The organism is Hassallia byssoidea VB512170 (genome assembly GCF_000817785.2).
In the GTDB taxonomy this organism is placed as follows: Bacteria; Cyanobacteriota; Cyanobacteriia; order Cyanobacteriales; family Nostocaceae; genus Hassallia; species Hassallia carrinoi.
In genome coordinates, this window is record NZ_JTCM02000109.1 from 1 (window position 1) to 21,937 (window position 21,937).

The 21,937-nt window shown below is 43.0% G+C and carries 19 protein-coding genes, 1 tRNA gene and 1 CRISPR repeat array; of the genes, 13 read left to right on the forward strand and 7 right to left on the reverse strand.

Annotation, left to right across the window (positions count from 1 at the left end):
- Positions 1-376 precede the first annotated feature (376 nt).
- Positions 377-1,726 carry an ATP-grasp domain-containing protein gene (locus PI95_RS28850; protein WP_039742547.1) on the forward strand — a complete coding sequence of 450 codons (1,350 nt, stop codon included), beginning with the start codon at positions 377-379 and terminating at the stop codon, positions 1,724-1,726.
- 9 nt (positions 1,727-1,735) lie between these two features.
- Here the strand turns inward: PI95_RS28850 and PI95_RS28855 are convergent, their stop codons facing one another.
- Positions 1,736-3,196 carry a GTP-binding protein gene (locus PI95_RS28855; RefSeq protein ID WP_039742545.1) on the reverse strand — a complete coding sequence of 487 codons (1,461 nt, stop codon included), beginning with the start codon at positions 3,194-3,196 and terminating at the stop codon, positions 1,736-1,738.
- Between the two features lie 473 nt (positions 3,197-3,669).
- Here PI95_RS28855 and PI95_RS28860 point away from each other — a divergent pair, with 473 nt between their 5' ends.
- Both PI95_RS28860 and PI95_RS28865 read left to right on the forward strand, forming a co-directional pair.
- The gene (locus PI95_RS28860; protein ID WP_039742543.1) at positions 3,670-5,142 is read left to right on the forward strand and encodes a TldD/PmbA family protein; all 1,473 of its coding nucleotides are present in this window, start codon (positions 3,670-3,672) and stop codon (positions 5,140-5,142) included.
- 83 nt (positions 5,143-5,225) lie between these two features.
- Complete coding sequence (locus PI95_RS28865) at positions 5,226-6,566, forward strand: TldD/PmbA family protein (protein ID WP_039742541.1); 1,341 nt, start codon at positions 5,226-5,228, stop codon at positions 6,564-6,566.
- 71 nt (positions 6,567-6,637) lie between these two features.
- On the opposite strand, the gene PI95_RS28870 is transcribed toward PI95_RS28865, so the two are convergent.
- From PI95_RS28870 to clpS, 3 genes are all read right to left on the reverse strand, one after another.
- Positions 6,638-7,078, reverse strand: coding sequence for a pentapeptide repeat-containing protein (locus PI95_RS28870; protein WP_039742539.1), 441 nt, complete (start codon positions 7,076-7,078; stop codon positions 6,638-6,640).
- A gap of 373 nt (positions 7,079-7,451) precedes the next feature.
- The gene (locus PI95_RS28875) at positions 7,452-8,288 is read right to left on the reverse strand and encodes a CPBP family intramembrane glutamic endopeptidase (RefSeq protein ID WP_039742537.1); all 837 of its coding nucleotides are present in this window, start codon (positions 8,286-8,288) and stop codon (positions 7,452-7,454) included.
- A gap of 21 nt (positions 8,289-8,309) precedes the next feature.
- On the reverse strand, positions 8,310-8,591 hold the full coding sequence (gene clpS / locus PI95_RS28880; protein ID WP_039742535.1) for an ATP-dependent Clp protease adapter ClpS: 282 nt from the start codon (positions 8,589-8,591) through the stop codon (positions 8,310-8,312).
- A 266-nt stretch (positions 8,592-8,857) separates the two neighbouring features.
- On the opposite strand from clpS, the gene PI95_RS28885 reads away from it, so the two are divergent.
- Complete coding sequence (locus tag PI95_RS28885) at positions 8,858-9,217, forward strand: hypothetical protein (RefSeq protein WP_039742533.1); 360 nt, start codon at positions 8,858-8,860, stop codon at positions 9,215-9,217.
- Between the two features lie 299 nt (positions 9,218-9,516).
- Here PI95_RS28885 and PI95_RS28890 read toward each other — a convergent pair whose 3' ends face one another.
- A complete protein-coding gene (locus tag PI95_RS28890; RefSeq protein ID WP_039742530.1) occupies positions 9,517-9,711 on the reverse strand; it encodes a hypothetical protein in 195 nt (64 codons plus the stop codon).
- A gap of 456 nt (positions 9,712-10,167) precedes the next feature.
- Between PI95_RS28890 and PI95_RS28895 the strand changes: the two genes are divergently transcribed.
- From PI95_RS28895 to PI95_RS28910, 5 genes are all read left to right on the forward strand, one after another.
- A complete protein-coding gene (locus PI95_RS28895) occupies positions 10,168-10,497 on the forward strand; it encodes an STAS domain-containing protein (RefSeq protein WP_039742528.1) in 330 nt (109 codons plus the stop codon).
- Positions 10,498-11,065: 568 nt separating this feature from the next.
- Entirely contained in the window at positions 11,066-13,750 is a 2,685-nt protein-coding gene (locus PI95_RS28900; protein ID WP_163519291.1) for a TIGR03960 family B12-binding radical SAM protein, read from the forward strand.
- 84 nt (positions 13,751-13,834) lie between these two features.
- Positions 13,835-13,960 (forward strand): hypothetical protein, encoded by a 126-nt coding sequence (locus tag PI95_RS37005; protein ID WP_268896835.1) that lies wholly within the window; start codon positions 13,835-13,837, stop codon positions 13,958-13,960.
- Between the two features lie 346 nt (positions 13,961-14,306).
- Positions 14,307-16,439, forward strand: coding sequence for a ribonuclease E (gene rne, locus PI95_RS28905; RefSeq protein WP_039742524.1), 2,133 nt, complete (start codon positions 14,307-14,309; stop codon positions 16,437-16,439).
- Positions 16,440-16,454: 15 nt separating this feature from the next.
- The gene (locus PI95_RS28910) at positions 16,455-17,126 is read left to right on the forward strand and encodes a ribonuclease HII (RefSeq protein WP_039742522.1); all 672 of its coding nucleotides are present in this window, start codon (positions 16,455-16,457) and stop codon (positions 17,124-17,126) included.
- A gap of 115 nt (positions 17,127-17,241) precedes the next feature.
- Here the strand turns inward: PI95_RS28910 and PI95_RS28915 are convergent, their stop codons facing one another.
- Positions 17,242-17,829 carry a DUF1997 domain-containing protein gene (locus tag PI95_RS28915; protein WP_039742520.1) on the reverse strand — a complete coding sequence of 196 codons (588 nt, stop codon included), beginning with the start codon at positions 17,827-17,829 and terminating at the stop codon, positions 17,242-17,244.
- Between the two features lie 310 nt (positions 17,830-18,139).
- Here PI95_RS28915 and PI95_RS28920 point away from each other — a divergent pair, with 310 nt between their 5' ends.
- Both PI95_RS28920 and PI95_RS28925 read left to right on the forward strand, forming a co-directional pair.
- The gene (locus PI95_RS28920; RefSeq protein ID WP_039743959.1) at positions 18,140-19,342 is read left to right on the forward strand and encodes an FAD-dependent oxidoreductase; all 1,203 of its coding nucleotides are present in this window, start codon (positions 18,140-18,142) and stop codon (positions 19,340-19,342) included.
- A 250-nt stretch (positions 19,343-19,592) separates the two neighbouring features.
- Positions 19,593-19,787: a hypothetical protein gene (locus tag PI95_RS28925; protein WP_039742518.1), complete on the forward strand. Its 195-nt coding sequence runs from the start codon at positions 19,593-19,595 to the stop codon at positions 19,785-19,787.
- Between the two features lie 260 nt (positions 19,788-20,047).
- Here the strand turns inward: PI95_RS28925 and PI95_RS28930 are convergent, their stop codons facing one another.
- The gene (locus PI95_RS28930; protein ID WP_052324866.1) at positions 20,048-20,617 is read right to left on the reverse strand and encodes a peptidoglycan-binding domain-containing protein; all 570 of its coding nucleotides are present in this window, start codon (positions 20,615-20,617) and stop codon (positions 20,048-20,050) included.
- 229 nt (positions 20,618-20,846) lie between these two features.
- Here PI95_RS28930 and PI95_RS37010 point away from each other — a divergent pair, with 229 nt between their 5' ends.
- A complete protein-coding gene (locus tag PI95_RS37010) occupies positions 20,847-20,969 on the forward strand; it encodes a hypothetical protein (protein ID WP_268896836.1) in 123 nt (40 codons plus the stop codon).
- Between the two features lie 128 nt (positions 20,970-21,097).
- A tRNA-Pro gene (locus tag PI95_RS28935) sits at positions 21,098-21,171 on the forward strand.
- Positions 21,172-21,398: 227 nt separating this feature from the next.
- Positions 21,399-21,798: a CRISPR direct-repeat array (repeat unit 37 nt; unit sequence CTTTCAACCCACCCCTAGCCGGGATGGTTGTTGAAAC).
- The last annotated feature ends 139 nt before the right edge of the window (positions 21,799-21,937 follow it).

Below are 21,937 nucleotides of genomic sequence, written 5' to 3' on the forward strand. Positions count from 1 at the left end.
ACACGAAGTTCCGAGTTCGGAACACGAAGTTCCGAGTTCAGAACACGAAGTTCCGAGTTCAGAACACGAAGTTCCGAGTTCAGAACACGAAGTTCCGTATTTTGACGATCGCTTTTCTTCTACCGCTAAAACAATTCCGTTTGCTTGAAAAAAGAATATAAAAATCCATAATTAATACTTAGGATAGTTAATTAAATAAACATCAGCCTTTTGTGATATATATATTAAAATAATTTATTTAAAGAAAATTTTTTGTTAACTACTTTTGAACAAACAAAGTTTACATACCGTATGAGACAGGGGACGCTACTATAAATAAAATCAGCAGACGTAAAACTTTGATGTTTGCAGCTTTGATAGAAACTTTTTAGAGCTAATGGTCCAATTGCAACCGATAAAAGCGCGTATTTTTGCAGTGTTCCGAAACTTGGGCACCCTTGCATTACTTTTGATCGCATTCCCGATAAACTGCACCGTGGTTTTAGTATCGTTGTTAGGGAATTTTTTCAGCCGACCGGTTCACAAGCAAGTAGTTTTAAGCGAGAATCCCAAGAATATCTTGATTGGTGGCGGTAGGATGACCAAAACCCTTCAGCTAGCGCGATCGTTTCACGCAGCTGGGCATCGAGTCATCTTAGTTGACATCCACAAATACTGGTTAAGCGGTCATCGATTTTCCAATGCAGTCGCAGGCTATTACACCGTCCCTGACCCGCAGAAAGACTTAGAAGGCTACACTCAAGCTTTACGGGCGATCGCCAAAAAAGAAAACATAGACTTTTTTATCCCGGTAGCCATTTTCGCCGTCAGCTACTTTGACACCAACGGCAAGCCAGTATTATCAGGCTATTGTGAGATTTTTCACTTCGATGGTGATATAACCAAGATGCTGGATGACAAGTTTGCCTTTGCAGAAAAAGCGCGATCGTTCGGTTTATCAGTTCCCAAATCCTTCAAAATAACCGATCCGCAACAAGTTCTAAACTTCGACTTTTCCCACGAGAAGAATAAGTACATTCTCAAAAGCATTCCCTACGACAGTTTGCGTAGGTTGAACATGACTCTTCTACCTTGCGACACGACTGAAGAGACAGCAGCATTTGTCAAAAGTCTGCCTATCAGCGAGGAGAAGCCCTGGATTATGCAGGAATTCATCACCGGACAAGAATACTGCACTCACAGTACCGTGCGAGATGGAAAGTTAAGACTGCACTGCTGCTGTGAGTCATCAGCCTTTCAAGTCAACTACGAAAATGTTGATAAACCGGAAATTATGCAATGGGTAAGTCATTTCATCAAAGAACTGGGACTTACCGGAGAGGCTTCCTTTGACATCATTCAGGCTGTTGACGGAACTGTTTATGCGATCGAATGCAACCCCCGCACTCACTCCGCGATTACTATGTTTTACAACCATCCAGGGGTAGCGGATGCATACCTTGGTAAACAGCCTTTGGCTGAACCTTTGCAACCAATGGCTGATAGTAAGCCGACCTATTGGCTGTACCACGAAGTCTGGAGGCTGACTGGGATTAGATCGTTAAAGCAATTACAAACCTGGACAAGAAACATCTTGCGGGGGAAAGATGCAATTTTTTCGGTGAGTGACCCCCTACCTTTTTTGATGGTACATCACTGGCAAATTCCCTTACTCGTTCTCGACAATCTCCGAAGACTCAAAGGTTGGGTAAGAATAGATTTTAACCTTGGCGAGCTTATAGAGTAGCAAGATTTTTTAACTTCTTCGTTTCATCTTCTGTTGCAACTCATCCTTGATGCGGTTGAGAATCGAAGTCTCATCAAGACTTGCCAAAATCTTGCCAATTACTGCTTTGGGTCCATCAGGTCCCCAAGTTGCCCCATTTGCCAAATAAGCTTTGGTGACTTGTCCGATTCCGTAAGAAGCAACACCTGTTACACCAGCTTGAGTTATCGCAACTGTTACGTAAGGAGCGAAAGAAGCGCCACCTGTAACGGGTGCAGAGATACCAAGTAACGTTTTTAACCCGCTCAAACCGAGAGTTGCTAACAGTTCGCTCGCACCGATACCGCCCATACTCAAAGCGATTTTTTGTAATAATTGTACGGCTCCAGTTTCCGTCATGGGGATGCCGTAGAGTTTGGATAAACCGAGAATTAAAGCAATATCAATCACTACACCGGTAAGTATATCCACCACAGTGACGGGATTGAGAGCGATCGCTAAAGCTTTAGTCATCACCGCTTTCCAAATCAACTGATTTGCAGCGCGATCGCGAATCATCAATTTTCGCTGCACCAACTGTTCATTCACATTATCCGCGTAAATCATCGTGTTGAGAGCAACCAAAGCTTTACCCTCGCGGTGTAAAATCTCTAATATTTTCAGCTTTAATTCTTCAACTTGGGCATTACCCGCACGCAATTGTATCCCCCTAGTACCATCAGCGCGTCGAATTGCTGTTTTAACTAAAGGTGATGCTGCTGCCATAACAATTTCTAGGGGTGAAAGTAATTCCCGCACCCTTTCATCGCGGACTTTGTGGTAAACTGCCATGCGATCGGCTTCTGGATACTGGTCAACCTTGTTAAACACCAAAATTATCGGTTTACCAGCTTCCCGCAACTGAGAAAGAGCCTCATGTTCTAATTTCGTCATATCACCAGAAATGACAAACAGAATTAAATCCGCTTGTTTTGCGACTTGTTCAGCTAAAGCAGTGCGAGTTTCCCCATCTACTTCATCTAAACCCGGAGTATCAATCAATTCCACCTGAGATTGACCGATTCCAGGTAAAGTCACACGTAGAGTGCGTTCCTTCTCTCCAACTGCTTCCTCACTAATACTCCAATTAACTCGCTGTGCAGCACGAGTCACACCATGCAAAGGACCCGTTTCAAACACCGATTGTCCAACCAAAGCATTCAGTAACGAAGACTTCCCGCGTCCCACCATCCCAAAAGCCGCAATTTGCACCACCATGCGGTCTAACTTCCCCAACATCACTTCTAAATCGCCAATTTCCGCTTCCAGTCCGCGTTTTTCTTGGGGAGTCAAATCAAGTTTAGTTACCAAACTTCTTAATGCCGTTTGTGCCTGCTTATAATTAAGTTCCGCCTGAATATCCTCAAAACTGAAAATAGCCTTATCAAGTTCTTCCTCCCAACTAGAAGAATCACTTTCATGAGGATCGGGCAAAGGTAACGTCGAATTCATATTAATTTCGGTTATATTTTAAATTTTAAATAAACACTATTTTTGATCGTAGTCATTTTTAGGAGGCGAGTGCGGATCTTGACTAATAAACATGCCTAATTACTTTGTTCCCGGTGCAAGATTACCTCTGTTTTCTCTTCCTCTGTGTTCTCTGCGCCTCTGCGGTTCGTTAAAAAATTAGCTATTCTCCAAGATAAATGTAGGGTGCGTTAGGACTATCGTCCTAACGCACCAACTTAAATACTAAATTCGGGTGCGTTACTTCGTTAACACACCCTACGTAAACAGTGAACAGCAAGATTCTCGACAACTTCTGCGAAGTCACCGAATCCGACCATCCGTGTCTTGGTAGTACCATCCCTACCTACACCTACCTACTTACCTCACACAGACATTTTCTTAAATTTGCTAGAGTACACACACCAGGATATTTCAGTTAAACCTCTGATAATGCCAGCATTTTAAGGCAACCCATGCTAACAAATACCCTACTTCTCTCCAATCAACTCCCCACCCTGCAATACACCTCCACCCCAGAGCGATTTGATGAAACCTGGGAAGCACCCCTGGCAATCCTCCTAGGACTAGGACGCGCAGCCGGCGCGGACTTCATCGAATTCTTCTTAGAACGTCGCAACTATATTAGTTGCCTTGCAGAAGACGATTCTATCACCAGCATTTCACCCAACCTTGCTACCGGTGCGGGAGTCAGAGTATTTCGTGGCAAAGCCGACTGCTACGTAAGCACCAACAACCTATCATTTACCGGTTTGAAAGCCGCATTAGAAAAAGGACTTTCCATCTTAGGATTGCAACTACCAGCAGCTAACGCTTTCATTCCCGAAATCAACCTCGAACTACTCAGAGACTACGCAACCAAAAGAGGCAAAGACAAATGGCTACCTTTATGTAGTTCCATCCGCGAAATGGGAGAAGTCCTCCTTGATGGTACCGCCTACTTGCAACGAAAAGCCAACCACATCCAATCTCGTCGCGCTACCTACTTCCGCGATTGGCAAGAAGTCTTAATTGCCGCTAGTGATGGCACATTTGCCCGTGACATTCGTTTGACTCAATCTGTCGGCTTTAACCTGCTGTGTGCTGATGGTGCAAATCGTACCTCCATCGCCGAACGTGCTGGTAATACTAGCGATGCCAACTTCTTGAGAACCTGGGATTATCAACAATCCGCCGAGCAGATAGCCGAATCAGCCGGTAAAATGCTTTACGCCGATTACGTAGAATCCGGCACATACCCCATCATCATGGCGAATCACTTTGGCGGGGTAATTTTCCACGAAGCTTGCGGACACCTTTTAGAAACCACGCAAATTGAACGCAACACTACACCCTTTGCTGACAAAAAAGGCGAAAAAATCGCCCATGAAAGCCTTACAGCATGGGATGAAGGACGTTCAGAAAACGCCTTCGGCACAATTGACATGGACGACGAAGGAATGCCCGCTCAAAGAACGCTATTAATTGAAAAAGGCGTTTTAAAGAACTTCTTAGCAGATAGAACAGGTTCATCGCGCACCGGACACCCCAGAACCGGCAGCGGGCGCCGTCAAAATTACACCTATGCTGCTGCTAGCCGGATGCGAAATACTTATATCGCCACTGGTGAATACAGCACAGAAGATTTATTTGCCTCAATTGACAAAGGCATTTACTGTAAAAAAATGGGTGGTGGTAGCGTCGGTGCCACAGGACAATTTAACTTTGGTGTAGACGAAGCTTATCTAATAGAAAATGGCAAAATCACCAAGCCATTAAAAGGAGCCATCCTCATCGGTGAAGCAAAGGAAATTATGAATAAAATTTCCATGTGTTCCCAAGATTTATCATTAGCCGCAGGTTTTTGTGGCTCCGTCAGTGGCAGCATTTACACCACAGTCGGACAACCCCACATCAAAGTAGATTCTATCACCGTAGGCGGACGTTAACCTCTCTAACTCGTAGTAAGCACTTTAGTGCTTTATTAAGCGCTAAAGCGCTCACTACCAAAATCCAAAATCCAAAATCGACTATGCCGAATATCAACGAAATTGCAACTTCAGCCAAGGACACTGCTAATAAACTTGGCATTAAGAAATTTGACATTTACGGCTCAACCGTAGATGAAACCAGCGTCCAAGTAGATCAAGGTGAGCCAAAACAAGTCAAAGCTTCAAATCGCTCAGGTGTCACCGTTCGAGTTTGGAACGAAGACAACACAATGGGTGTCACCAGCACCACAGATGTAGATCCAAAAGGACTGGAATTAGCTTTAAAAACCGCTTACGAAGCTAGTTTCTTCGGTGTAAAGGAAAACGTCCCCGATTTTAGTCCAGAAGCGACTGTCAACATCGAGAATAATAAGAGCGAGAAAGCGAATCAAGCACCAGTTTCGCAACTAATAGAAAGCCTGATTGTCGCCGAAAAAGAACTCTTAGCAGTTCATCCTGCTATTAAAGGAGTACCTTATAACGGTTTAGCGCAAAGAGATATTGACAGGTTCTATCTCAACAGCAATGGTGCAATTAGAACCGAATCTCACTCCTTAGCATCGATATATCTTTACAGCAAAACTGAGGAAGAAGGTAAAAAACCGCGTAGTGCTGGTGCTTTTAGAATCAACCATAGTTTAGATAACCTAGATATCAATGGTTGCATCAAAGAAACAGCAGATAAAACAATTAGCCATTTGAACTATGAAAAAGTAACAACTGGTAAATATCGAGTAGTTTTCTCAGCAGAAGCTTTCTTGAGTTTGCTAGGTGCTTTTTCTAACTTGTTCAACGCTCAAAGTATCCTTGACAAGCAAAGTCTATCTACCCCTGATTCTCTCGGAAATCAAATCGCTTCCCCGCTGCTTTCTGTATGCGATGATGCGCTGCATCCAGCTAACATTGGTGCGGAAGCTTTTGATGGTGAAGGAACTCCTACACGTCGAATTTCGCTAATTGAAAACGGTGTTTTAACAGGCTTTCTCCACAGTGCTGGTACTGCGAAAAGAATGAACGCCAATCTTACAGGTAATGCAAGCATCGGTGCAAAAGTTAGCGTCAGTCCTAACTTTTACCACGTATTTGCAGCCGCAAATTCTGAACAAGAATACAGTTTAGAAACTGCGGAAAATGTCATTCTCATCGATGATTTGCAAGCTTTACATGCGGGAGTAAAATCCTTACAAGGCTCTTTTTCACTACCGTTTGATGGTTGGTTAGTCAATAAGGGCGTGAAAACCAGTATCGAGTCTGCAACAGTTGCAGGCGATTTTCTGGAAGTTCTCAAGTCAATTATTTATGTTGAGAAAGAACCAGAATTGACACCCGGAGGTGTTTGTCCAAGAATTTGGGTTGATGAATTATCGATTACCGGCGAGTAAGAATTAGTAGCTAGAGACGTTCCATCGGAACGTCTCTACGGGATGGTTGTCGCTAATCACCCAAATTAGCATTACTCGCCACCACCTACGCCGATATTGGTATTAAATACATCAGTACCATTCAAATTAGCGCCGATTAAAGTAGCGCCTTCTAACTCGGCACTATATAAGGTAGCATTGCTTAAGTTAGCATTGCTGAGATTGGCATTATTTAAGGTCGTACTATTTACAAATGCTTGTTTTAAATTAGCAGACTGTAAATTCGCGCCAGTTAAATCAGCACCCTCTAAATTTGCATTTTGTAAGTTAGCACCCTTCAAATTCGCATTCCGCAAATCTGCACCAATTAAATGAGCACCTTTAAGGTTTGCACCGCTTAAATCACACTTAAGACATTCTCCAGTTTTGAGCAAACGCTGAACATGAGCGGGGTTTGCTGCTTTTGCGGGAACGGAAGCACCCAGAGATATTGCGCTTAATAAAGCTACCGCAGCTAAAGATTGAATTCTCATAGTTAATTCCCTCCCAAATTTTTAGAAGCTATTTAATAAGTATTTGGCACAAATCCTAAACACATACTTTGATTTGCAACCGCTTACTTAACTTCTACAATGCCATTCTTGCCCATTCCCGAATTCAACGCCTCATGCGATCGGAGGAATTAAAAGCTTCAATTATATCTAATATCCTTGTTTGAGCTATGCTAAAGGGAGTAAATTGCTATGCAAGTTGCTTGGGCAATCAAACCAGATTCAAACTCGTAAAAAGCTTTTGTGATAGGTCTCCTGGCTGTTTAGTCAGAGCTTTCTGCTACACATAAGATTTAATATAAATCAGAATCTGTCTTTGGGTAGAGAAGAACATGTAAATTTGTAGCTGTGTTTATTATCTCGTAAGAGCGATCGCTCTCGATTTCCTCCCCATCCACAAAGCCAGCACACTCAACAACACCAACCCCATCAACCCAGCTAAGGGATTTTGATTCACACCAGTAACCCAATCCGGAACTGCACCAGAATATTTGGTTAATTGCCCAACATTGATAATGTAATAACCCCAAAGTAAACCAGCGTGAAGTCCTATCGATAAGCCCAAACGCCCTCTGCGCCAGCGTTTCGCCCACACCAAAAATAACGCCAGCAGCAATAAGCCGAAAAATTGCGGCGATGTCTGAATAATTTCTGGCAGTGGTTTAATAAAGTGGCTGACAGCAAAAATAATCGCAGTTGCCCAAACTACCACACGCAGATTGTAATCGCGCTGCAACTCATCAAACAGCCATCCCCGAAATAATAATTCCTCGGCAAATCCATAAATTAAAGCAACAATCAACCCCTCTAAAATAACTTTCAGTAAAAAAATACTGGGTTTTTGCCACACTAGCCAACCCAGCAATCCTTCTACCCCAAATAAAATCAAAATATTAATTAGTCCAATTGCCAAGCCACGCAGCAAATCGATCGCATTTTGCGGTGTTCTTTCTAAACCATAATGTCTCAGTATATGGGGTTGATTGTAAACTTTTTTACCCCAAAACCGCAGTAGCAAGATAAATTCTACGTACAGCAATGGCATTGTCAAAATAGTTACTAAGTTGTCATCGCGCACTAATAAGCGAATTGGTGCTGCTACTGGCAACCACAGTAACAACAATCCCAAAATAAATATACCCAGCCGAACAGGGGCAGGGTATTGAGACACTCGAAGATAATTAACTTTCAAAAACCTTTTGCCTGTTGATTGTTATTCGTCAGGTTCTATTGTGCTGGTCAAACCGTGATTTTTCAAGGTTTCACAATAGAACTCAGCGTGTTCCTGAGCACAAGTAATAACTAAAGCTAGCCCATTCGTATGAGCTTCCATCATGATACTAACAGCCTGGGGCTGGCTAAGGTTCGGCACTGTGGTTATTAGCACCTGCACCACATGCTCCATCGGGTTGAAGTCATCGTTATGGAGCAAAACGCGATACCGAGGCGCAAGCTTACGGGTTGTTGAACGCTTCTCAATGGTTTCGACTGACACGGCTATTTGCTCTTTTCTGGTTTATCTACTACAGATTGTCTGTAAGCGCGATCGCTTAACAGTTATTTACCTATTCTATCTTATACAAACGCAAATAAATGCTCATGAAAAACTTTTGCTGCTTAGGTTTGATAATTGCATCTACTTTTCGTCAACCCTGATAATTCACACGGTTCGCAGCATCTTCCCAGGATACCACACTTTCTATGCTCTTAAAATGAAGAAAGCAGCAATACAATCGTTGCCGCAACCCTTCTCACCTAATTATGGACATTAACCTATTTCAGCCAGGACAAATTGTGTCTTTAGAGCATGACGCAAAACGCCTGTATGCAGAAGTGATTCAAGTTGTCGTTTCCCGTCAGTTGTGCTGGGTGCGTCCTTTGCTGTTAGTTGCTTTCATTGAAGAACCGCCGCTAATAACTGACCTGCGAGATGCTTCTGACCTGCTTTGGTCGATAAATTTATTTCAACCTGCCTTAGACACAGAAGTTATTACGTTGTTAAGTCAAGTTTTCGCCAAAGAACCAAAACACGAGCTTGATTGTGATGCTAAACAGCAACTCAATCAATTTTTGCACTTTTTTTGGCAAGCGCACAAAGAAAAACCAGAAAATAAAGATTAAAGGAATTTTTTCTCGCGTTGCATAATTCTCTGCTTTGGGCGTGCGCCTAGAAGCTCCTCCATATTATGCATGGCAATTAACTACTGAAATCATGAAAATATCGAAGCAGTGTTTTCACAGTTTAAGTTACGCCAAAAAACCAAAGGTGTACTTAGTAGAAAAATCCCAGTAGTGGTATTGCCACTATTCCTGCACTGCCTCTACTACAAAAGTATCTAGAAATTTGGTAATTTAGTTACAAAATGCAAATTAACTTAATGTATTCAACAATTATTTAAACTTCTCAATCAAAATTACGATTAAAGGCTAGGAACCAACTTAATTCTACCTGCATCCATCTCTGCCATTAATAGTTCTAAAGCTTCATAATCAACATCAGAAATGTAACCCATTTGAGTCAATTCTGAATTGATTTCGTTTTCAATTTCTGGAGTTAATTTTTTAATAAAAAGCGCTCTTTCTACTAATTGACGAATAGCGTACTGAGTTCTCATATACAATAAAGCAATTACAATTGTTACCAATTATCCAAGGTATTGTCTGGTATAAAGAGTGATCCAGATCTGTATATACCTGTGATCTAAATCACAATATTATCGGGTAGATAATTTGCCATTAATCAGGCATCTGCCAATGGGAAGAGAGACACACAGAGATAATTGAATCTTGCTTCAATCAGCTTGACTCATTGGTTGACAAAGGTATATAGACATAACGACTTCTGGAGTCATCTACCCTAGGGTTGTATATATTGATTGTTTTTTAAGTAGAGTAAAAAATTTGTATATTTAAATACTGTTTTTTAGACAGTTATGACAATCTTTAAACAAATAGGCTCTGGTAATAAAGATTCAGCAAAGAGACGTAATACGAATGGTCGATGTAAGAGAAAAGAGATTATGGTCAAATACATCTATCTTTACAGTTGAATAATTTTAATAGGATCTAAAATGCAAGCCGTACTAGAATCTCCGAAAATTGCTGTTATTCGTCCCCAAAGCTGTTTAAATGCCGCAAACGCCTTAGAATTTGAGCGAGACTTGACAGCAGCCTTGACGCAAAATGATATTTCTATCTTGGTTGTAGATTTGGCAGCAGTAGAATCTTTAGACAGCGCCGGTTTGATGGCTTTAGTTTCGGGGCTGAAGCTAGCTCAAAGTTTAGGACGGCGTTTTAGCCTTTGCGCTGTATCACCGGCAATAAAAATTATATTTGAATTAACGCAACTTGATGAAATTTTTGAAATAATTGAAGGTACGGCACAGTTGCCAGCAGTCTGACAACATATATCAATCGTATATCCGAGCGTGAAAATTCACGACGCCTTAGAAACCCGGTTTCGCAGGAGTTACCGGGTTTCTAAATTTTAAGGATTTAGGACTGCTATATCTGTGTCGCAAAAAAAATCCCACTCCACATCTACCCATTGACGTAAAACAGTTTTAATTTCTTTCAAGCGATGTTGACAAACCTAATCAATGCTAAGGTAGGAGGTGAGAGTTAGACTAAATCACCAAATACTTAACTAAAATTATCGATTGTTATCTGTTATGGGGATTCTATCTAAGTCAAAAATAGTGATATGATATGTTTTAACTTTGATTACTAATATGTCTGCTACCCATTAAAAGCAAAAATACGGCGCAGGGGAGATCCGCAGCATATTAGTAATCAGGTTTCATATTGGCTCAGTAAGGTTGGCTTGACCTGAATTTACGCCTGTGGACAAGAAGTAGCCGACTACCTTGGTTGAAGCGGGAAGATAACATCATTCGTTAGCTTTGTCTAAGTTTGAGTAAGTTTATTAGAGCAGCAGCATAAGAATTTAAGTAGCTAGAAGATAGCACAGTGGCTGTTCCAGTTGAAAAGTTAATAACATCGGATATTTTAAAGCCAGCTCGTTATCTCGGTAACGAACTGGGTGCAGTTCATAAGCCTTGGGATACGGCGACAACACGTTGGGTATTAACTTATCCAGAAGTATATGAAGTCGGCGCATCTAACTTAGGGCATATCATCCTCTATAACATTTTGAATGCCCAGCCGCGCTCGTTGTGCGATCGCGCTTACCTACCAGCACCAGACCTGGCAGGAAAACTACGGGCAAGGCATACACCGCTGTTTGCAGTAGAGTCAAAGCGATCGCTAACTCAATTCGATATTCTCGGTTTTAGCCTCAGTTATGAACTGGGTGCAACCAATATCCTAGAAATGTTGGATTTGGCTGGCATTCCCCTCACATGGCTTGAAAGGTTAGAGGGAAATTATCCTTTAATTTTCGCTGGGGGACAAACGGCAACATCGAATCCGGAACCTTACGCCGACTTCTTCGATTTTATTGCCTTGGGCGATGGCGAAGAACTACTACCAGAAATTAACTTGGTATTGGCAGAAGGTAAAGCATCTGGTTTGAGTCGAGAAGAATTATTGCTTGACTTAGCGCAGATACCGGGCGTATATGTACCCCAATTTTACAACATGGCAGAGGATGGCTCAGTTCATCCTTCGCGCCCAGATGTGCCAAAACGAATTTTGCGACGGGTGGCAACTCCCATACCCGCATATTCTACCGGGCTGGTTCCTTATATGGAAACGGTACACGATCGCCTAACAATTGAAATTAGGCGCGGTTGTACTCGCGGTTGTCGCTTTTGTCAACCAGGAATGCTTACCCGACCGGCGCGGGATGTAGAACCAGAAAAAGTGGTAGAAGCAATAACCAAGGGAATGCGGGAAACTGGTTATAATGAGTTTTCTCTTTTATCCTTGAGTTGTTCCGATTATTTGTCCCTGCCAGCAGTAGGGATGGAAATAAAAAATCGTTTAAAAAATGAGAATATTTCTTTGACTCTACCAAGTCAACGGGTAGACAGATTTGATGAAAATATCGCCAATATCTTAGGTGGTACCCGGCAAGGTGGTCTAACCTTTGCCCCAGAAGCGGGAACGCAGCGAATGCGGGATATTGTAAATAAAGGTTTGACTAATGAAGAACTGTTGCGCGGTGTAAAAACAGCGAGCGAGCAAGGTTGGGATAAAATCAAGTTATACTTTATGATTGGCTTACCGGGTGAAACCGATGCCGATGTTTTAGGCATAGCGGAAACAGTAAGCTGGCTAAAGCGAGAATGTTGGGCAAAAGGAAGAAAAGCTTTAAATTTTAACTTGACAATTTCTAACTTTACTCCCAAGCCGCATACCCCGTTTCAATGGCATTCAGTTTCTACCGCTGAATTTAAACGCAAGCAAAATTTATTACGGCAAGAATTTCGCCGAATGAAAGCAGTAAAGGTGAACTTCACCGATGTGCGAATTTCGGCAATGGAGGACTTTATTGGACGAGGCGATCGCACTTTATCTAAAGTAGTGCGTCGTGCTTGGGAATTGGGTGCAGGAATGGATTCCTGGTATGACAATGTAGAGCAAGCTTATCAAGCTTGGGGAGTTGCGATCGCCGAAGCTGGTAAGATGTGGAAATACCGCCAAATCGAAAACGGCGAATGGAATTTGTTTGGGGACTCCAAGGAGGACAAGGAGGCAGGGGGCAGGGAGCAGGGGGCAGGGAGCAGGGGGAGTTTGTCTTTCCATCTCCCCATCCCCCCCTCCCCCCCTCCCCCCCTCTCCCCCTCCCTCGACATCCCCCTGCCTTGGGACCACATCGACACAGGAATTGACAAAAAGTGGCTGAAGGAAGATTTGCAACGCGCTTTGTCAGCAGCAATTGTCCCTGACTGTTCTTTTGATGGTTGTTCTCATTGTGGTGTTTGCGGCACCGATTTCGGACATAATATTGTAATAGCTCCACCGCAAATCCCGGAATTTGCTGGGGAGTTTGTACCCAACACCACTAAAGCACAACGGCTGCGGGTTCGGTTTGGCAAGCAGGGTGATATGGCTTTAGTAAGTCACTTGGATTTACTCCGTTTGTTTGATAGAGCCTTGCGACGTGCGGGATTGCCGATTTCTTTTACTGGTGGTTTTCATCCGATGCCGCGCATTTCTTTAGCAAATGCCTTGGCATTGGGAGCTAGCAGTAGTGGTGAAATTGTCGATTTTGAGTTAAATCAAGTAGTTGAAGCCGAAGCTTTCCGCCAACAGTTAGCTGATGCTTTGCCCACAGACATACCAATATATAATGTGGAAGAACTAGATTTAAAAGCAAGTGCTGCTACCCAACTTTTGGAGGCTGCGGAGTATTTGATTACCGTGGCTGCATTGGAAGAGATGCCATCGGCAAAATGGCAAGAATCAATTGATACAATCAAAACAACAGATGAGATTTGGTACGAGCAAAAAACTAAGTCAGGCAAGACTCATGTGATAAATCTGCGCGATCGCCTATTCGATATAGAATTATTAGAAACTAAAACGCAACTCGCAGAATCTACAGGTATCCTGCGTTATGTGGGTAGCTGTCGAAATGATGGTACGCTGTTGCGCCCCGAACAAATCCTGTTTATGCTAGAACAAGTGGCAAGTGTAGAATTTCAATTGCTGCACATCCACCGAAATCAACTAATTCTGGGAGTATAATCCCTATGAGGGCAACTTGCTAGTAGTTGTCCTCAGACAGTAGATCGTGGGAATTGATTTTTAGCAAGGTTGCGTTAGAATTAGATGAAGAGAATTTCTGGCGCTGCATTGAGCGATCTGGTTCACTACCCTGATAATCCGGGGGCGAAAGCAAAGATAAAAGAAGTGCAACTTCTAGGATTTTATCCCAGACTTGCTGAGGCAGATTAAAGAACACACTCTTTTATAGCTATTCGCGGTCGAATCAGCAATCAATAACAGCCTTTGTCAGCAATGACTCTATGCTTTTTCAAACAATTGCTGAATGCCTAATCCCCAGGTGGTAATGGCGATGCATCCAAAATCAACTACGGACGGTTGATTTAATTGCTTACAACAATATGCATTCGTTCTGGAATAATCAGGCGTGTAAACGCAACTCCCTAGTCAATCGCTCTTTAACTTTGAGCCGAAATTCGCAATATTTATTATCAGCAGCGCATTTTTGGGCTGGCAGAGGCGAGAGGTATAACCCGACTCCAGAACTATTTGTGCTGCCAATTTTCGAGGAAATTGAATGCCAAAACAAATTATAATCGCGGAACAGCATCAGATTGCTGCGGTATTTTCCGAAGATCAAATACAAGAACTCGTAGTAGCCACCGGTCATCACCAAATAGGTGATATTTATTTAGGGGTCGTAGAAAATGTATTACCTGGGATAGATGCGGCTTTTGTAAATATAGGAGATCCAGAGCGTAACGGCTTTATTCATGTAACAGATTTAGGACCATTAAAGCTGAAGCGTACCGCAGCGGCAATTACAGAACTACTGACACCGCAGCAAAAAGTGTTAGTGCAAGTAATGAAAGAGCCAACAGGTACTAAAGGACCGAGGCTGACAGGTAATATCACCATGCCCGGACGGTATGTAGTGCTGATGCCTTATGGACGAGGCGTAAATTTATCCCGTCGGATTAAAAGTGAAAGCGAGCGCAACCGCTTGCGGGCACTGGCGATTTTGATTAAACCTGCCGGAATGGGTTTGTTAGTTCGCACCGAAGCCGAAGGCAAACCAGAAGAAGCGATTATCGAAGATTTAGAAGTGCTGCAAAAGCAGTGGGAAGCAATTCAACAAGAAGCTCAATCTACCCGCGCACCAGCACTGCTGAATCGAGACGATGATTTTATTCAGCGCGTATTGCGAGATATGTATGGCGCGGATGTAAATCGGATTGTGGTAGATTCGAGTACTGGTTTGAAGCGAGTAAAGCAGTATTTGCAAAACTGGAGTGGTGGGCAGACACCACAAGGATTGTTAATTGACCATCATCGCGATCGCTCTGGAATATTAGAATACTTCCGGATTAATGCCGCGATTCGCGAAGCACTCAAACCAAGAGTAGATTTGCCTTCTGGAGGTTACATCATCATCGAGCCAACAGAAGCATTAACGGTGATAGATGTCAACTCAGGTTCATTTACGCGATCGGCAACAGCTAGAGAAACCGTTTTGTGGACGAACTGCGAAGCCGCAACCGAAATTGCCCGCCAGCTACGTCTGCGAAATGTTGCTGGGGTAATAGTCGTCGATTTTATCGATATGGAATCGCGCCGCGATCAATTGCAAGTCTTAGAACATTTTAACAAAGCTCTCAAAGCAGACAAAGCTCGTCCTCAAATTGCTCAACTAACCGAACTAGGCTTAGTAGAACTTACCCGCAAACGTCAAGGGCAAAACATCTACGAATTGTTTGGTCAAACTTGTCCTACCTGTGGCGGTTTAGGGCATATAGTACATCTGCCGGGAGAAACTGAAAACAGATTGCCAACACCAGCAGAATTACCAGAGCGTTTTGTATCTATGCCGCATAGAGAACCGCGCTTACCAGCAACCAGCATAACAGAACGACGGGAAAGCTACGAGGGATTTAATGAAGGATTAGATGCTGACTCGGAATTCAATCCGATGAATCTAAATCATCCCAGCTATCAAGAGATAGGAGATAACAAGCGTGGTGGTGGTGTTCGCAGGCGTCGTCGAATTAGTATAAATGGAGGCAACGGCAAAGAAGAGCCACGGGTTATTGCCAATCCGCTGTCTTTTGTCAACGACCCAGATTTAGAAATTGATGCCGAACCGGAACCACCAGGAACCCCAGAAATATCCTTGCCCAGCATTAGCAAAGCTCCTTGGACTGATAGAACTGAGCGGATAAAAATTACTAAGGCAGAACCAGTCAAACCAGTGGTAGAACCACCGGAAATTGTTTCTGTAGAAATGACACCACAGGAACAGGATGTTTTCGCTTTGATGGGAATTTCTCCTTTGGTGCGCTTGAATCGAGAAGTCAAAAATCCCAAGTCTGTGATTATTAACGTCACTCCACCAGGACAAACTCCAACTACACCGCCTGAATTTACCTCAGAAGTAAGCACTCCGGAAAGAGCAAGTATGGACGAATCAACTGCTCCTGAAAGAGTAAGTATTCCGGAAAGAGTAAATCTTGGAGTAACTCCAATTAAGAAGGTTGAGCCAAAAGTAGAACCACAACCAGAACCACAACCAGAACCACAACTGGAATTATTTACTGAGAATGTAACTGAGCCATCAGGTTTTGCCGCGATTGTGGATGAAACTGAAGTTAACAGCCCCCCTGTTGACAAACGTCGTCGTCGCCGTCGGGGTTCTATGGATCTGGATGCCTAAAAGTTAAGTTTTGTAATGGTACAGAAAAAGCAAGCTGTCGCTTCTCTAGGATTGCCAACATCTCTAGAAGAATCGATTTGGCTGGAATTGTCTGGCTATTCAGATATTGAACAAGGGTTGATTGCAGGTGTAGATGAAGTGGGACGGGGTGCGCTATTTGGTCCTGTAGTTGCGGCAGCAGTTATCCTACCAGAAAGCGCAATGCCCGTTCTGATGGCGGCTAAAATTAAAGATAGTAAAAAGCTGTCTAGTTCTCGAAGAATTCAGTTAGCGCAGCAAATTTGTGCATTGGCGATTGACTGGAAAATCGGTTTTGCAACAATAGCCGAAATTGACTCTATAAACATTTTGCAGGCAACACTTTTAGCGATGAAGCGTTCCGTGCTGAAGTTGAAGGTACAGCCTGCACTTTGCTTAATTGATGGCAATCAGTTGGTGAAAGACTTATTAGTGCCGCAACAAACAATAGTCAAAGGTGACGAGCGATCGCTTACCATTGCCTCTGCTAGTATTGTTGCGAAAGTGTGGCGTGACGATTTGCTGATGCGTCTGGCATCAAAATACCCTATGTACGACCTAGAACGGAATAAGGGTTATGGCAGCCAGCGACATCTAACCGCGCTGCAACACTACGGTGCTTCCCCGCTGCATCGTCGCTCATTTCGTCCTTGCCAAATTCAGCTTTGAGTAAAGAGTTAATTGTTGGTTGGAGCGTTGACGCTTAACAGGAGCCAGTGCCGTGGGCGGGTTTCCCGACTTGAGGCATCTGGCGTTCAACAATTACTCTGCCAAAGTCTAAAAATTACTCAGTACCAAGTATAGGTAATTTAGTACTGTTATCACCAAGTTCTATTTCCTTAGTTTGCGATATCACCCAACGACGATAATCCGCCAATAATTGATGTAACAATCTTTGCTTAACTGTCATCAAAACACTTTTTAGTAAACCATTGCCGGTTGCTTCTAAAATCGATGTCGGCATAAAGGAAAATGGCGGTGGTAAATCAACCTGCACCTCTAAATCGGCTTTTCCTTTTAAGAGAGTGTCAGACGATCGCTCGTGGGGAGACAAATACCCTTTTAAATTTAGAGCAAAACGTTGGTTAATATATTCAACACCCAGAATTTCACAACCTACCGATCGCAAACAAATAGTTCCATTTGATTCTGCCCAAACTCTCATGTCTACAGTTGGTTGAATACTGAGTGTCATAAAAGTCAGCGGTCGCATTTTTAAGCGAAATACTTCTTCAGAAAGTTGCTGAATGCGAGTGGGGTCAACTAAAGCATTAACCAGGCGTTGTGGTTGACGCAAATAGTGTTGAATGGGGATGGGCTGCTCTGGAACAGCGATTTCAACCGATAAAGAGGCAGTAAACCTGGTAGCCATGAGCAAACGAGACTGCGTATAGTAGAATAATTTTAAGTTTTTTTCCGAACAAATAACTAATTAGAAAGCTGCTTGATGAATTGTTTATAAGTAATACTTGCAGCTTTACGTGCGATCGCTGATTTGCTAGGCGATTTTAGTATATCCTTCAGTGTTGTCTGTCAACATCTAACCCCAGTTATAGTTATCGATTTCTTTTGGCTACGCGAACGACCCAAAGCGCGATCGCACTACCACACCCATGACCCAAAATAACGACCTGAACATGATTGATACACCAGACAGCTACCCATACTTTAGGAGGGTGTTAATGGCACAAGTTGTAATTGTAGGGGCAGGTCCAACTGGCACTACACTAGCCTTACTTCTAGTAAAACGCGGTATTACAGTAACATTAGTTGAAGCAGCAGCAGATTTCCATCGAGTCTTTCGCGGTGAAGGTTTGATGCCTAGTGGGTTAGACGCTCTTGCTCAAATGGGTTTATCAGCAATATTAGAGCAAGTTCCACATCTGAGGTTCGACGCTTGGGAAGTAATTCTTGGTAAAAAATCTCTTTTCCGGGTTGAAGAACCAATGGAAACTAATACATATCCTTGTACGCTAGTTTCCCAGCCACCTTTACTTGAAGCGCTTATTGCAGAATCTCAAACTTACGCAAAATTCGAGTTTATACGGGGAGTTTCCGTCAAAGATTTACTGTGGATTGATAATCGCATTGTGGGTGTAAAACTGGGCGATGGACGAGAAATTAAGGCATCAGTTGTAGTTGGGGCAGACGGTCGCAATTCGATTATACGTAGAAGTGCGGGTTTACATCTTGACCGAGAACCGAATGACATAAATATTCTTTGGTTCAAACTTGCAAGCAGTCCCCAATTTGAGTCAGAAAATGTATTTTATGCAATCTCCAATGGAGACAAAAGCTTTGGCGTTTTTCACGGAGCAGAAGAAGGTAAACTCCATCTTTCATGGATATTATTTACAAACGAGGAAATTGAACGCAAACCCGCACAATGGGCATCCGTTTTTGCGTCGATCGCTCCATCTTGGATGGCAGAGCATTTTCTAAAAAGTGCAGATACCATCACTCGACCGATTAAGCTATCGGTTGTAGTCGGTCGTTGTCAAAAGTGGTATGCACCAGGGTTAATACTTTTGGGAGATGCAGCTCACCCAATGTCACCTATTCGCGCACAAGGAATTAATGTGGCACTGCGCGACGTAATTATCGCGGCAAATCATCTTGTACCAATTTTGCGCTCAGTTGCCCCAAATGCAGCAATTGACGAAGCACTAGCACGCATTCAAGCTGAACGCGAACCAGAAATTATCCGCGCACAGCAACTTCAAGCTGAAGAAGCTACCCAAGCTGAAATACTACGAAAGTATGCATTTATACGTCCATTAATGTTTCAAGTTGCACGTTTATTCCGCAACAAAATTCGGCAATCTTGGATTTCGCGCCAGCACGATATGCGCGTTGGTGTAACACAGGTACAGTTGAATGTTTAAATACTGTTGGCGAAGTCGTATTTGCCTCCACGCTCAAGCGCACGTTTGTAAGCAGCAAGCACGCGCGATTGCACAAAAATAGCACCGCCAACCATAACAGCCCATTTCCTAAAAAACGTCTTTGAGCATTCAGAAAATCGCAAGGCAGCTACGGACAAGTTAGGTGGGCGATCGCTTGTATGTGAGTCCCGCGTATAAAGTTATGTTTTGGTTGTATCCACGTCCAAGTCGCGAAAAATGTAAATAAGATATGGCTGACCAAAAAGATAAAGCTCAAGAAAAAAACCGCCTTGAACAGCTTCAGTCAGAACAAGGCAACACGGATTCTAAACACTCAGGCGGTGCTGGCGCTTCTGGCGGCAACTCGGGTGCAGGTAAATCTGGCGCATCAAAAATTTCTGCCACTGGTACACCTGATGATATCGAAAAAATTGATGAGGAGTAAAGCTGACTCCGACGACGAATCAAGGTTTAACTGCGTCGGCTCTCATTAGTAACGAGAGCGAAACAATGGTGGATTGAATACTTTATTATTCAGTCCACCGCAACGCGATCGCATAAATCCCCCAATCCCAGAAGCGCTGCAACAAAAGCGGGAAAATTGCACGCATCTTGTCATGGAATAAAGTGCTACTCCATAAACAGTATTGATTGCGGTGGCTGAAGTAGCAATTAAATTAGATTTGACGAAGATTAAAAACCCAATTACGAGCAAACACTGCCAGACCAGTCTTGATGTCCTCGATTTGGTTGACACTTGTATTGCTCACCTACCCAAACAATTTCCCATTTATTTTGGTTGCGTCTCAATTCGATACGATTTCGTATTCCAGCCACTGAATCATCAGCCAAACCTACTATGGTATGCACAATTACAGCAGTTTCTCTTGTAGGATACGCAACTGAAATGTCCTCAGACTTTCTTCCTTCTTCTTCTTCGGAGTTGCTAAAAAGTTGTACAGCCACTGATGAAGGAGTAGAAACTCTAATCCGGTTAGAAGAGATAAATTCTTGTACGTTAATTACCTGAAAATCAAAGCGTGGATTGCCTTCTTGCAGTGCTGCGTTTAATTTAGACCAAGTTTTCTCGCCCACAATGCCGTCGGCAACTAGTTGTTGTGCTGATTGAAATTTTATGACAGCTTCCTTAGTTTTGGCTCCAAAAACACCGTCAACAATACCTGAATAAAAATTGAGTTTTTTCAAACCTTCTTGCAGCTTGGTGACTTCTGCACCCTTTGAACCTTCTTTAAGCACAACAGAAGTAGTGTTCATAATTTGTCAAGCGCTTAGTTGCGTTTTAGTATTTCATGTTTGGTGTAAATACATACTTAATATTACTTTTGAATTTGCTCATTTCGCACGCACAAGTATAAAAATTTCAAATTTTTCTCAAATGCTAGCTTGACAAAAAAAAGCCAGGAGTACGATAACGCTTTTTCTCTTGTGGTGAGAGCGATGTAACTACAAGATAAAATCATACGCCAGACTCACGGATAAAAATATGACAATGTACTACCCAAACGGTTGCCCTTGGACTGAACCCGGACAAAAATGGACAGGCTTCTCCTTCGGAGACGCGAAGCGCGAACATCTGAGTGACTCGTTGGGTGTTGAGGATCTTTAAAACAAGCCTGTCCATTTTTGTCTAGTTTTTGTGAAACCCCTGCTCCCCCAAGTCGTCCCCTTGTCCTTATATAGTTTGTAATTCATCGGGGTTCATGTTATGCTGTGTATGATATGCCATTTTTCTGGCGGGATGTAGCGCAGCTTGGTAGCGCACTTCGTTCGGGACGAAGGGGCCGCTGGTTCGAATCCAGTCATCCCGATTAATGTTGTCGAATAACTAATTAAATGTCGTCGTTAAGAGATTAATGTCGTCGAACTTGCTGTGATAGTCGTTAACAAATTAATGTCGCCGACTTTTTTATGGGGCTGGTTCAAGCTTAACCTTCACCAAACTCTAATATAACTGCAAATATTCAGGATAAATCCCGAACGAAGTGCGCCTTTCAACCCTCTTCACAAAATTGTAATGATGAAAACTAAAATAATACTTTCAACCCACCCCTAGCCGGGATGGTTGTTGAAACGTTGGCAGAGGTGCGGTAAAAGACATCGGGTCGCTGCTTTCAACCCACCCCTAGCCGGGATGGTTGTTGAAACAATATCCAGTTTTTCCGTCATAATTGAAAGTTTCCGTCTTTCAACCCACCCCTAGCCGGGATGGTTGTTGAAACTTTCCAATCCCAAATCAAGACATCGGACATGAATACTTTCAACCCACCCCTAGCCGGGATGGTTGTTGAAACTGTTGAATCGTAGAAAGACGCTCTATAGTTGAATCTTTCAACCCACCCCTAGCCGGGATGGTTGTTGAAACCCGAGAAAACTCAAGCACTCATCATCAGTTAAAAAGCTTTCAACCCACCCCTAGCCGGGATGGTTGTTGAAACTCATTGTCCTCGTCCCAGTTTTCCTCTACTTGTGCGCTTTCAACCCTTGCAAAAACCCACGACAAATGGGGACAGGCTTGTTTTGTAGATCCGCAATTACCCACGACTATTTTTGATGAAGCCTGTCCCCATTTGTCTA